The sequence below is a fragment of the Gammaproteobacteria bacterium genome, from assembly GCA_016199745.1.
Classification (GTDB): domain Bacteria; phylum Pseudomonadota; class Gammaproteobacteria; order Acidiferrobacterales; family Sulfurifustaceae; genus JACQFZ01.
In genome coordinates this window covers 19,777-31,923 of the sequence record JACQFZ010000048.1, presented here as the reverse complement: position 1 = coordinate 31,923, position 12,147 = coordinate 19,777, and the positions used below count along the sequence as shown (strand labels likewise).

Annotated in this window: 14 protein-coding genes; 4 read left to right on the top strand and 10 right to left on the bottom strand. The window is 60.6% G+C overall.

The genetic code is table 11. From position 1 onward, the window contains the following. Positions 1-504, top strand: coding sequence for an Hsp20/alpha crystallin family protein (locus HY308_11405; protein MBI3898888.1), 504 nt, complete (start codon positions 1-3; stop codon positions 502-504). A 137-nt stretch (positions 505-641) separates the two neighbouring features. Here HY308_11405 and HY308_11400 read toward each other — a convergent pair whose 3' ends face one another. Then, a complete protein-coding gene (locus HY308_11400) occupies positions 642-1,259 on the bottom strand; it encodes a hypothetical protein (GenBank protein MBI3898887.1) in 618 nt (205 codons plus the stop codon). Between the two features lie 308 nt (positions 1,260-1,567). Further along, positions 1,568-2,797 (bottom strand): hypothetical protein, encoded by a 1,230-nt coding sequence (locus HY308_11395; GenBank protein MBI3898886.1) that lies wholly within the window; start codon positions 2,795-2,797, stop codon positions 1,568-1,570. 59 nt (positions 2,798-2,856) lie between these two features. On the opposite strand from HY308_11395, the gene HY308_11390 reads away from it, so the two are divergent. Continuing rightward, the gene (locus HY308_11390) at positions 2,857-2,997 is read left to right on the top strand and encodes a hypothetical protein (protein MBI3898885.1); all 141 of its coding nucleotides are present in this window, start codon (positions 2,857-2,859) and stop codon (positions 2,995-2,997) included. A 37-nt stretch (positions 2,998-3,034) separates the two neighbouring features. Here the strand turns inward: HY308_11390 and HY308_11385 are convergent, their stop codons facing one another. From HY308_11385 to HY308_11365, 5 genes are all read right to left on the bottom strand, one after another. Next, the gene (locus HY308_11385) at positions 3,035-3,307 is read right to left on the bottom strand and encodes a hypothetical protein (protein ID MBI3898884.1); all 273 of its coding nucleotides are present in this window, start codon (positions 3,305-3,307) and stop codon (positions 3,035-3,037) included. A gap of 1 nt (position 3,308) precedes the next feature. After that, a complete protein-coding gene (locus HY308_11380; protein MBI3898883.1) occupies positions 3,309-3,698 on the bottom strand; it encodes a phage holin family protein in 390 nt (129 codons plus the stop codon). 1 nt (position 3,699) lies between these two features. Beyond that, positions 3,700-4,020: a DUF883 domain-containing protein gene (locus HY308_11375; GenBank protein ID MBI3898882.1), complete on the bottom strand. Its 321-nt coding sequence runs from the start codon at positions 4,018-4,020 to the stop codon at positions 3,700-3,702. Between the two features lie 99 nt (positions 4,021-4,119). Further along, positions 4,120-5,136, bottom strand: coding sequence for a cardiolipin synthase B (locus HY308_11370; GenBank protein ID MBI3898881.1), 1,017 nt, complete (start codon positions 5,134-5,136; stop codon positions 4,120-4,122). A gap of 151 nt (positions 5,137-5,287) precedes the next feature. After that, positions 5,288-5,524, bottom strand: a complete 237-nt coding sequence (locus HY308_11365; protein ID MBI3898880.1) for a YHS domain-containing protein — start codon at positions 5,522-5,524, stop codon at positions 5,288-5,290. Positions 5,525-6,057: 533 nt separating this feature from the next. On the opposite strand from HY308_11365, the gene HY308_11360 reads away from it, so the two are divergent. Together HY308_11360 and HY308_11355 are read left to right on the top strand one after the other, a co-directional pair. Beyond that, positions 6,058-7,110, top strand: a complete 1,053-nt coding sequence (locus HY308_11360; GenBank protein MBI3898879.1) for a PAS domain-containing sensor histidine kinase — start codon at positions 6,058-6,060, stop codon at positions 7,108-7,110. Further along, positions 7,107-7,757 carry a response regulator transcription factor gene (locus tag HY308_11355; GenBank protein ID MBI3898878.1) on the top strand — a complete coding sequence of 217 codons (651 nt, stop codon included), beginning with the start codon at positions 7,107-7,109 and terminating at the stop codon, positions 7,755-7,757. The genes HY308_11360 and HY308_11355 overlap by 4 nt, the downstream gene beginning before the upstream one ends. Before the next feature lie 28 nt (positions 7,758-7,785). On the opposite strand, the gene HY308_11350 is transcribed toward HY308_11355, so the two are convergent. From HY308_11350 to HY308_11340, 3 genes are read right to left on the bottom strand one after another with little or no spacing between them, the layout of a single operon-like run. Next, the gene (locus HY308_11350) at positions 7,786-8,922 is read right to left on the bottom strand and encodes a hypothetical protein (protein MBI3898877.1); all 1,137 of its coding nucleotides are present in this window, start codon (positions 8,920-8,922) and stop codon (positions 7,786-7,788) included. After that, positions 8,915-11,431 carry an ABC transporter permease gene (locus HY308_11345; GenBank protein ID MBI3898876.1) on the bottom strand — a complete coding sequence of 839 codons (2,517 nt, stop codon included), beginning with the start codon at positions 11,429-11,431 and terminating at the stop codon, positions 8,915-8,917. The genes HY308_11350 and HY308_11345 overlap by 8 nt, the downstream gene beginning before the upstream one ends. Further along, positions 11,428-12,105, bottom strand: coding sequence for an ABC transporter ATP-binding protein (locus HY308_11340; protein ID MBI3898875.1), 678 nt, complete (start codon positions 12,103-12,105; stop codon positions 11,428-11,430). Before HY308_11340 ends, HY308_11345 begins: the two co-directional genes overlap by 4 nt. Positions 12,106-12,147 lie beyond the last annotated feature (42 nt).

The following is a 12,147-nucleotide window of genomic DNA, read 5'->3' as shown; positions in this document are numbered from 1 at the left end:
ATGACGAACGAAACAGCGAGTAACGACAAAAGCAAACAGGTCCCACAAACATCGGCAGCGCATCCATTGGCGCGTTTCCACGACATCGAGCGCGTCTTCGATTCTTTATTCCGGCAATCATGGCTGCGCCCGCTGGCGATGGAATGGCCAGCGCCGCTGGCGCAAGCGTTTCCCTTCAACGGCCACGTCCCGAAAGTCAACGTCATCGATCGCGAGGCGGAAGTCGTCGTGCGCGCCGAAATCCCCGGCGTGGATAAGCAAAATCTCGATGTTTCGGTCGGTGAAAACAACGTCACGATCAAGGGATCGACCCGTCACGAGGAGAAGGAAGAGAAAGGCGACTACTATCGCCACGAATTGTCGGAGGGTTCGTTCAGCCGCACGGTCGAGCTTCCGACCCAGGTCGATGGCGCGAAAGCACGCACGCAGTTCAAGGATGGTGTGCTCGAGTTGATACTGCCGAAGATCGAAAAGGCGAAACGGCACAGCGTTAAAATTCAGTAGTTCGGCGCACGCTTCCGTCATCCCCGGCCCGTCTCCCGGTGGGAGAAGGGAGTAAAACCCCTCTCCCACCGGGAGACGGGTTGGGGTGAGGGATTTTTGAATCGCTTCTGGTCAAAGCGCTTCGTTACCGCGGCACCTTACGACACCGATACTGCCGCCCGGTCCGTCGACGCCGTTTGATCTTGCTGCTGCTCGATTTTCAATATCCGCCGCGTGGTCTTCAGCACCGCGTCGGGATTGAGACTGATCGAATCGATCCCAAGATGCACCAAGAACTCGGCCATCTCCGGATAGTCGGACGGCGCCTGGCCACACAAGCCAGAGTGGATCCGATTACGCCGGCAGCCTTCGACCGCCAGCCGGATCATGGCTTTGACGCCCGCGTCGCGCTCGTCGTAGTCGAATGCGACGAGTGCGGAGTTGCGGTCGACGCCTAACGTCAGTTGCGTTAAATCGTTCGATCCGATCGAGAATCGATCGAAGCGCTGGGCAAACTCGTCGACCAAGACGACGTTGTTCGGGATCTCGCACATGGCGTAGATCTCAAGACCCCGCTCTCCGCGTTTGAGACCGCACTCCACCATCTTCGCCAGTACTTGATCGGCCTCGGCCAGGCGCCGCACGAATGGCACCATGATGATGACGTTGTCGAACCCCATGTCTTCGCAGACGCGCTTGAGCGCGGTGCATTCGAGCACGAACCCTTCAGCATAGGCCGGATGCGCGTAGCGCGATGCGCCACGAAAACCGAGCATCGGATTTTCTTTCTTGGGCTCGAACTAACGCCCGCCGAGCAAGGCGGCGTACTCGTATGTTGACGCCGAGTGGCGCCAGCGACCGATAGAGCTCGCCCAACGATGCGTTCTTGCCGCCTACGGTCGCGACGTCATCGAAGCCGATACTGTTGAACCAGCAGACATAGATGACGCGGTGATTTGTTGATCATTGTCGGTGACGCCGGCGCCGCTGTTATTGATCCGGATCAATGAAGCGTTCCTCTCCCCCGCAAGGGGGGAGGGGAACGCTTCGAGGATGAATGGTGGTTCATAAAAAAAGCGGTAGTTCACCAAGCAGGGTCACGTCGATATCGATCAAACACACCGCAAACCGCGGGCAGCAACAACCGACCGTGTGGCATGACCGTGATCCACTCGTGATTCAATTCCACGTGGCCGCCATGAGCGAACGCTTCCAATAACGAAAGCTCCGATGCGAAGTACTGTGCGAAATCGATAAGGTAAGCCATGCCGATCGCCTCAAACGACACGCTGAGGTGGTTGATCAGCGAATGAATGACGCTTTGTCGCACCATGTCATCTTGACTGAGAACGACGCCGTACTTGATCGGGAGCCGCCCACAATCGACGAGCTCCGAGTACCGCACCGGGTTGTCCTCGTTCCGGCAGTACGTCGAGCCAATTTTGCTGATGGCATCTGGACCCAAACCGATCCAATCGCAATCGTGGCCGGCACAGTAGCCGCGGACACCAAAGTGGAGCCGCCCCTGTCGGCGCGCCTGTGCCAGCTCGTGCTCGGGTAGCGCGAAATGATCCATGCCGAGATAGACGTAACCCGCTGCATCGAGCACTTGCAATGTCGCCCGCTGCACATCGAGCGCATTGGCGGACGGTACTGGCGTCGGTGCGGGCGCCTGCCAACGCACGCTGTCGGCTCGGGCCGCAATAATGTCCGCCAGCTCGTATCCAGAACCACCCGCTTCGACTGAGGGAAAATCGCTAACAATATCGACGGTTTTAAAGCCGGCACCACGGGCGCTGTCGACCGCCTCCTTCAAATCAGCCGCCGCACCGGGAGCACAGCGCGCGTCGATGCGCAGGTGATTGAAACCCTGCGCTACCAACCGCACGACTCGGTCTGCGCTCGCATCGCCGAGCTCCATGAAAGCGGTATAGGCGCCGGACGGATGTAGATCGAAGTCGCGACCGGCAAGCGCCATCAGCTCACCGCCGCCGACGGCGCGGCAATCGACGCGCGATACGGTACGATCGACCAATACACGTTCGGCAACGAGCCTCAGCTCGCGATTCACAAGCTCCGCACTACAGTCATTGGCGGCGTTGTTGCGTGATCGCTGCCGTCGCGGATCGCCGACATACAGCGCCAATTCCGATACCGGCACAAGCCCGCGGCCGCGGTCGCGCAGCTGCTGCTCATGGATGCGAACATCGAAGTCGGCCCTAAAGCAATCACTCGGTGGATAACACGTGTAGCGCTCCCCGCACGGGTTGTAGCTGCGCAAAAGCGTGAAATCCGCAGTTCGATTTACCGACATGCTGTGATCGGCGCCTCTGTTCATTTCTAACATGATTGCGCATATCTGTCGGCGTGCCTTTGACGTGGGTCAAGCGCGGTATCGCCGAGAAACCTTTGCATGAATCCGGCTGGAATGAGACGCAGCTATTGATGCAAATCAAACCATGGTCGACCGCCGTCGTTTATGGCTCCACCGAAGCCGTCGTGGCGTCTCGATAGTGCTCTTGGCTTCTTAGCGAAACGAACGGAGGGAGTTCTAGTCCAATATCGAACGGCAAATCCGCGACATCACCCAGCGCTTCATCCATCCACTACGCTTTTTGAAAACCATCCGAACCAGCACGGCCGTCACTAAGCCGATAGCAAGTGGGTATCGCCGCAGCGTCTGCACAACCGCCATGCCGCGATCCGCTAATGAGAGCGGCGCGCGCCAGGATTGCGTTACACGGGCCAGCTCGTCGCGCTGGATGGCGGCTCGCGCTACCAGTCGCGCCCGGCGTTGGCATATGTCGACGAGTTTGCCGCCCACGTCAGTGCGCCACCAATCGTTCGCGGTCTTTGGAAAACTCCGCCATCGTCACCGCCAAAAGCCGCGGTCGGGACTTGAGTTGGTTGCGTAGAACGATCGCCGCCGCGACGCCGACCGCGAGGTACAACGTCGCGAAGCCGCCCAAGACAAGCAGCCGGTATGTTTCCGAAAATAGCGTGACGATGAAGAGCGTCAGTAAAATGGTCCCGAAGCCGATGAAGAACAACGTCATGAAACCAAACACCAGCAGTTCACGGAGGCGCACGCGCTCTTCTTCATACTCAGTCACAGCGATCTCGACGCGCGTCTGCAGGATCTCGATCAGCGTAGCGAGCAAGCGCTGTAGCGACGCAAGCAACCCGGTGGCGGGAACGGCGCGGGCGTCGTCCATGTTACGAGCGGCGAGACGTCAATAGCCCGATCAAAAACCCCGTAGCTGCCGCGATACCCACCGACTGCCAAGGATGTTGCCGCACCAGGTCGTCGGTCGCACGTGCTGCTGCTCGGGTCTTCTCGGCGATACCGCGCTCCAGCTCAGCGAGCTGCTGTTTGCTGACGGCTAAGCGCTCTTCGACGCGTGCGCGCACGGCGGTGACTTTCTCGCCGGTTTGCGTCGCCGTCGCTCTCAACAGCTCCTCGGTGTCGGCAACGACGGCGCGAAAATCCTTCACCAGTTTTTCTCTCGCCGCTTCGGTCTGCGTGGTTCCGTTCATGGCATTGTCCTCTTGGCTGATGGGTGTAGATATCGCGGCTACCTTATAACGGTCAAAGGCGGTCGTGCTTTGACTTACATCAACGCCAGGCGAGATATCTCACAGCCATCGACGCATCTGCCAGCCGATGTTCTCCCGCAAACGTCGGTGCCAGCCGCGGCGCAGCCACCGTTGTAATTCAACCGGCGCGGCTTCCGTCAGGTCGACCAGAAACTGTTGCGTCAACGCCGTCGCCAACACCGGGTCGCGCGCGACCAGATTGACTTCGTAATTCGTGAAGCAGCTGCGGTAATCCATATTGGCGGTGCCGACCGTGCTCCATTCCCCGTCGATCACCGCCGTCTTCGCGTGCAGCACTCGCGGGAGGTATTCATAGATCCGCACGCCGGCGCGCAGTAACGGTGCGAACACCGCGTGCGCCGCCCATTCCGCCAACGCGACGTCGCCGTGACTCGGCACCAGCAGGCGCACGTCGACGCCGCGGCCGGCGGCGCCCATGAGCGCCCGCTGCCAGCGTAGACTCGGCGCGAGATACGGCGTCGTCACGTCGATCGAATGGTGTGCCGTGCGAAATCGCTCGGCGAACCAACAATAGAGTCGATGATGACAATCGAAGGAACGGTTGGCGACCAGGACCGCGCCGGACGGTGCGCTCGGTTGCCACTGCCAGCGCCGTTGACCATGCCAGAACGCGTCGAATAGCTGTGTCGCCTGGCGCGCGAGATCGCCGCGCATGCCGACATGCGTATCGCGCCAACGCTTATCGCCGTAAAGCCGGCGTGAGCTTTGCCGATGGATATTGAAGCCGCCAAGATAAGCACTGGTCTCGTCGACCACGAGAATCTTGTGATGGTTGCGCCGGTTATACCGCAGCGGATTGCGCCAGCGCCATCGATGAAACCAGCGTAGCTGCACGCCCTTTTCGCGCAGGTAGCGATCCACCGATCGGGTAGATTGCAGGAACGAGCCGGCGGCGTCGATCTGCACGCGCACGTCCACGCCCTGACGCGCCTTTTCGGCGAGTGCCTCGGCAAACTGCCAACCGATTTCATCGGTGGCAAAGATGTAGCTCTCGAGTCGAACGCTCTCGACGGCCGAGCGGATAGCGGCAAGCATTGCGTCGTAGAGCCCATCGCCATCCGTAAACAGCTCGATTGGCTCGACGATCGGTGCCAGCGTTGGCGCGCACTCGCGTATATGGGCAAGCCGGCGTTCTCGGAAGCTTGAACCGTAGCGATGCATGATACGTAAGTGAGACGCCCGCCGACTAACTCTTATTCATATAACGCGTTGCTGCCTCGTGATACTTGCCCGGCTCGGACGAGAAACGCGCGTGACACCCGCCGGAGCAGAAATGATAGGTTGCACCGCGATAAACAACGCTCGCCGCGGTTCGAAACTCGTTCAGCGTCTGCCCGCAAACTGGGTCAGCGAACAACGCCCTGGCTTGTTGCGGCGCCGGCTCTGGAAACCGAGAAAATGATCGTAAGGCGTGCGTCAGCATATAGAGCCCTCCTCTTTCGCTCTTTCTAGCACGGCGCGCCGACACTCGGATTGATCGAAGTCAAAAGTGTCCGCGTTTTCCGCATACTTCCTGCCCGCTGCTTCTGGTCGCGGCGCCGTCCAAAGCGACGTCCGTCGCTCATAGCGAAACCGCTTCCGCCTGGATAATATGCCTAGCAATTCTCAGGTGCTTCGTGGGACCATCGGTCATACGAGGCGTCTCTCTTGAGGCCAGTAGATACGAGAACTTCGCACGTTCTGCACTGCACCGGTATTGATATGAATCAAATATCACCCTCGTCCACCGACGCTAGGCCGGCTTCCATCGCTCCAGACTCACGGTTGCCTACCGTTTTCGGGCCGGCACTGTTCCTGACTGGGGTAACCGTCGCGCTGGCCGTGTTTGCCGCGACCCTGGGCTTTTATCGTACTGGAATGTCAATCATCACCGCTGTGGTCACCGGTGCCGCGCTCGTCCTTGCTACCGTCCTGCTTTATCGGCAAGCGGCGCAACAGCGCACCGCCGGTCGCGCACTGGACGATGTCGAAGCGCGGATCGGCGGCATCATCAATTCAGCGATGGATGCCATCATCACCATCGATCGCGATCAACGCATCGTCCTGTTCAACGAGGCGGCGGAACAGGTATTTCGTTGGCCGCGTGCAGCGATCATCGGCCAACCGCTCGAGCGATTACTACCGGCGCGCTTTCGCGGCCTGCACCAGCAACACGTTCAGCGTTTCGGCGATACCGGCGTTACCTCGCGCCGCATGGGCGCGAGTACCGTCCTCACCGGTTTGCGCGCCAACGGCGATGAATTCCCGGTGGAAGCGTCTATCTCACAGTTCGGCCAAGGCGAGCAAAAACTCTACACCGTCATCCTGCGCGACGTCACCGAGCGCGTGAAAACGGAGGATGCGTTACGCCGCTCGAAAGAAGAGCTGCGCGAACTGGCGGCAGCCGCCAATCAGCTGCGCGAACAGGAAAAACGCGCGATCGCGCGCGAACTGCACGACGAACTGGCGCAGGCATTGACCGGCCTCAAAATGGACGTCGCCTGGATCAAAGACAAATTTCCAGCACCGCCGGCGGTGGTTGTGGATAAACTGCAGAGCATGGAAACATTACTCGACAGCACCGTCGCCGCTACCCGGCGCATCTCCGCTGATCTGCGGCCAATGATGCTCGATGACCTCGGACTGGTACCGGCGATCGAATGGCTGGTGCAAAATTTTATCGAACGCACCGGCACCCGTTGCGAGTTCACCCTCACCGACCCGAACCTCGATCTGCGCGATCTGCATGCCACCACCCTGTTCCGCGGCTTGCAGGAATCGCTGACCAACATCGCCAAACATGCAAACGCCGGCAACGTCAACGTCACCCTGGCGATCGCCGACGACGCGGTGACACTCAGCGTGCGCGATGACGGCGCCGGCTTCTCGCTGCAATCGCCGCGCAAGCCCAATTCCTACGGGCTCATCGGCCTGCGCGAGCGCGCCTATCTGCTCGGTGGCACGGTGGCGATCGACAGCACTCCCGGCGAGGGAACGTGCGTCACAGTTCGTTTACCATTCGACTCATGATACGCATCATTATCGCCGATGATCACCCGATCGTGCGCGAAGGGCTGAAGCAGCTGCTCGCCGGCGCGGATTTTGAAATCGTCGGCGAGGCGCGTGATGGCCACGAGGTTCTCGAATGCGTACGAACGCTCAAGGCGGATGTATTGTTGCTCGATATGTCGATGCCCAAAAAAAGCGGTATCGAGCTAATCAAACAGATCAAAAGCGAAAGTCCGAAGCTACGTGTGCTCGTCTTGAGCATGCACGAAGAGCAACAGTACGCCATCCGCGCGATCAAGGCCGGTGCCTCCGGCTACCTCACCAAGGAGAGCGCCCCGGCACTGCTCATGTCGGCGATCCGCAAAGTCGCTGTCGGCGGCGCTTTCATCAGCGGCGCCGTTGCCGAGCAACTGGCCCTCGGCGTCATGCCGCAAGCCGTAGGCGCACCGCACACGACGTTGTCCGATCGCGAATACCAGGTGTTTCAGCTATTGGTCTCCGGAAAATCCGTCACCGAGATTGGCGAGCGCTTAAACCTGTCGGTCAAAACCGTGAGCACGCACAAGGCCCGACTCATGGAAAAGATGCGCCTAAGCAATCAGGCGGAATTGATCCACTACGCTATCAACCATCGATTGGTCGACGACTCCGACACGGATGCTGGCTAGTCTCGATCGAACGTTTATGCGGCGTCGTTTAGAAAAATAATTGCAGATACGCGTAGTAAACATCGTGAACCCCGCCATATTCGCTACCTGAACCGCCGCCAAAGCGCTGCGTGCCGATCGCTACGTCCCATTCGTGGGTCAGAGAGTACACCAGGGTTGGTGCGAAGAAATAACTGGCATCGTCGCGATTGAGGATCAGGTAATTCTCCCAACGCAGGAGCGGTGTCAGGTCGTATTTCAGATGCGCGCCGAGGTAGTACTTGGCAACATTCTGAATTTCTCCGTCGAACAAACGCGCGAAGTCATAGCGCGATTCTTGCGTTGTGCCCTCGCCGTTCCAGTAATACTCGGCACCGATCGTTAGCGTATTGGCGAATGCGTATTCAGTACCTAACACGGCGCGGGTAAAAGCGTCTTGTCCCTCGGGACGCGTGTGCGCGACTTCGCCGTATACACCGGCGTTACCGATACGGCCGGCAAGATCGAATCCAACAACGCGCGACTGGCGAAATTCTCCCGCCATCAGCGCCACGTCGGTATTGGCGAAATTCGTACGATAACGGACCGCGCGGCTGGCCGATGCGTTGCGCTGCGGCGCATACGCCAGGCTGAGGCGAGAAAGTGCGGTAAAGTTTTTTTCCACCAATGCGGCGTCCACGCCCACGCGCTCTTCGCGCTCGAGTTGGGTCGGGTTGTAAGGATTGAACAGATCGGTGGGATTCCATAAGCGTCCGCTGCCCCAGGCAATGCGCTGTCGGCCGAGATACACATCAACCGCCGAGGTGTTCAGAGTTACGAAGCCGCGGTGTAACCGATGACGCGCAAACATCGACGGCCGGTCTACGTAATCGTCTTCCAGATCCCAATACGTCGGCGGTCTCGCGGCCTTGAGTTGCGCGAATTGTGCGGTCTGCAAATAACTGCCGAGCAGCGCCTCGTTGTCGTATTGGATTTCGAAACCGAGCCAATCGGCCGGGCGTCCGCGGGCTTCGAGGCGCAGCCGGTTCATGTCTAGCGTGTAAGGTTCGACCTGCGGAAAGGTGGTACGTGAATGCGTTACGAGATTCTTGTAGTAACCCTTGAACTCAATGGCCTCGCCTTCCGCAATGGCCTGGGTCGTTACGAGGAACAGCATCATGGCGACGGCGAGCGGCCTATTACACATTACGTAGCGCCTGAACCGGATCAAGCCGCGCGGCGCGCCAGGCCGGATATAGGGCCGCGACCGTACTGGTGACGAACAGCGCCGACGTCGGCAGCCAGACGTTGGCAAACAAAATCGTTGGGTAGATAACGCTCGTCAGACCGGGGATCCGGCCGGTGACGGAATACGCGCTCAGATCAAAACCGGCGGTGTGAAAATAACCGACGACGAGAGCGCCGGCGACGATACCGGCACCGAGCCCCAATGCACCGAGACCCAACGATTCGTAGAGCACGGTACGCACGATCTGAGCCGGCCGCGTGCCGAGCGCAAGCTCTAGTCCGAACTCGCGTGTGCGTTCCAACACCGCCATGAGCAATGTGTTCATGACGCCCAGCGCCACGACGACGAACACGACAATCAAGATGACGCGCAGATTCATGCGAATGAGGCTAAGCATCTGCACGACCTCGGGCAACAACGTTTTCCAGGTGACCACTTGTTGTGCCGGTTCGGCCAGGCCAGCCGTTATCGTCGCGGCCGCGCCGTCGACGGCGTCGATGTCGTAGAGCCGTACCGCAATCGCCGACATCCCGTTCGGCACGGCGAGCAACTCGCGCGCGATCGCGAGGTTGGTCACGGCCATCGTGCGATCGAACATGTCATTCCCGGTCTCGACGATGCCGACGATGCGCAACGCGGCCGAACCGAGCGAACCGTCGGCGGCCGGCGCCATCAGCACGATCTTCTCGCCCAGGCGCACGCGTAACCGCTCGGCGAGCTTGCGACCGATGACGATTTCGCGCCCGCGCCCGCCACTCAGATAAGTGCCCTCCACAATTTTTCGATGCAACGTCGTCACCATCGTCTCAGCCAATGGATCGACGCCGTATACCATCAAAGGCTCGGACTTCGTCGGGCTGCTCGCCATCGTCTGCGCCTGCAGGCGCGGGGTCGCTGCCGCCACCAGCGGGTTTGCGCGCACGCGCGCGAGTAGCTCGTCGGTCTGTGTGAGCGTGAGCTTGGCGTCAAACTCGTCGCGGAATCCTTTGCGCTCGACTTGGAGATGCGAGGTGATGAGATCCGTGGCGTTATCGCGCATCTGTAGAAAAAAGCCCGAGGTCAGCGCGCTCAAGAACAGATACGCCGCGAGTCCAGCACCAAGCGCACCGAGCGTCAGCAGCGTGCGCCGCGGGTTGCGCGCGATGCCGCGTAGCGCGATGCGCGCGAACACGGCGCGCGGCAGCCAAGCCAGCGCTACGCGCAACATCGGTAAGCGCCGCCGCAACGGCTGGCGCGCTCCGCGAATGGCCGCGATCGGCGACAGACGCGCCGCCTTCCACGCAGGATAGACCGACGCGCAGACGGTGGTAGCAAGCAACGTTGCTGCGAGCAGTAGCAGGTGCGCGAGACGTACACCCGGATGAACCACGCCGGTGAGACCCGGCATCATCTGCACTGCTTGCGAGTAACCGCCGAGATCGACGCCGCGATAGCCAAAGTAGCCGGTAACTCCCGCACCGATAGCACCGCCGAGCACCGCGGCCCCTACGCCCAACAACAGCGCCTCGTAGAGGACGATGCGCGCCACTTGTGCCGGCCGTGTGCCAAGGGCGAGCATCACACCGAACTCGTGCGAGCGCTCCATCACGCCCATCAGCACGGTGTTGGCGATGCTTAACGTGATGACGACGAAGACGACGAACAAAATGATGGTCGCGAACAGATTGTGCAGCGCCACGTTGCCCGAGAGCTCCGGCATCAATGCCTCCCAACCGAGCACTTCGAAATCCGGCCCGAGCTCACGCCGCAGTTGCGCAACTGAACGCGGAACATCGTCGATATCGCCGAGTCGAATCGCGAGCGTCGTGACCTGCCCGTCGAGCGCGAGCAACTCCTGCACCGCGGCTAACGTCACGACGATGAACGAGGCATCGATCACGTCGATGCCGCTGCGGTAGATGCCGCGCACGCGAAAGCGCGCGGCACCGATCGAACCGTCGGCGGCCTGCGTCACCAGCGCCACCTCCCCACCCACTTTCACGCCGAGGATCGCCGCGGTCCGCTCACCTAGCACGGCGCCCTGACGATCGGCGGCGTCGAGATACTCGCCGTCCTTCAGCGCTCGAAAGAGCGTCGTCACCCGGCGCTCGCGCGCCGGATCGATACCCAACACCATTACTCCACGCGTCTTCTCCGGTCCACTGGCGAGTGCCTGAGTCTCGATGCGCGGAGCAATAGCGGCGATGGTGCCGCCGCGTGTATCGAAGCGCCGCATCAGCTCGTCGGCGCGGGCGAACGTGAGATCAAGCGTCGGATCGTCGTGATAGCCGCGCTGGTGTACCTGTAGGTGGCCGGTCAGATAACCGGTGATGTTGTCGACCATCTGCCGGTTGATGCCGTCGACATAACCCCAGAGGAATACCAGCGCCGCGAGACCGATGGCGACCGCGGAAAGTGTGATTAGGCTGCGGCGCCGATTACGCCGCAGCCCTCGTAAGGCGAGCTTGAAAAATACGCGCTCGGTCATGGCGAGGGCACCACCCGGCCGTCCTTGAGCTGCACCAGGCGCCGCGCGTGTTCCATCACCATTGGATCGTGCGTCGAAAACACGAAGGTGACGCCCTTGGTTTCGTTCAAGCGCCGCATGAGATCCATGAGCGCCGCACCCGTCGTTGAATCGAGGTTGGCAGTCGGTTCATCGGCGAGCACCAGCGCCGGCTCGGCCACAATCGCGCGCGCGACCGCGACCCGTTGCTGTTGGCCGCCGGACAACTCACCGGGGCGACGATCTTCGAGACCGGTCAGGCCGACGTCGGCGAGCACGGCAAGCGACCGGTGCCGGCGTTCGTCGTCGCTGATGCCTTGCAACAGCATGACGTACTCGACGTTCTCGATAGCGCTCAACACCGGGATCAGGTTGTACTCCTGAAACACGAAACCGATGCGACGCAAACGCAGGTCGGCCAATTCGCGCGCGCTTAGTGCACCGAGCTCGCGATCGGCGACCCACAATCGCCCCGAGGTCGGACGGTCGAGACCGCCGAGGAGATTGAGCAGCGTGGATTTTCCGGAGCCGGAGGGACCGATCAGCGCGATAAATTCGCCGGCGGCGATTTCGAGATCGACGTCCTTGAGCGCGGTGACTTCGATACTGTTCTGCCGGTAAACGCGGGTCAGTTTCTCAGCGCGGACGCCGGACATTGTTGGCTCCTAAAGTGTGCCATTTCTTTTTCCTCTTACCTG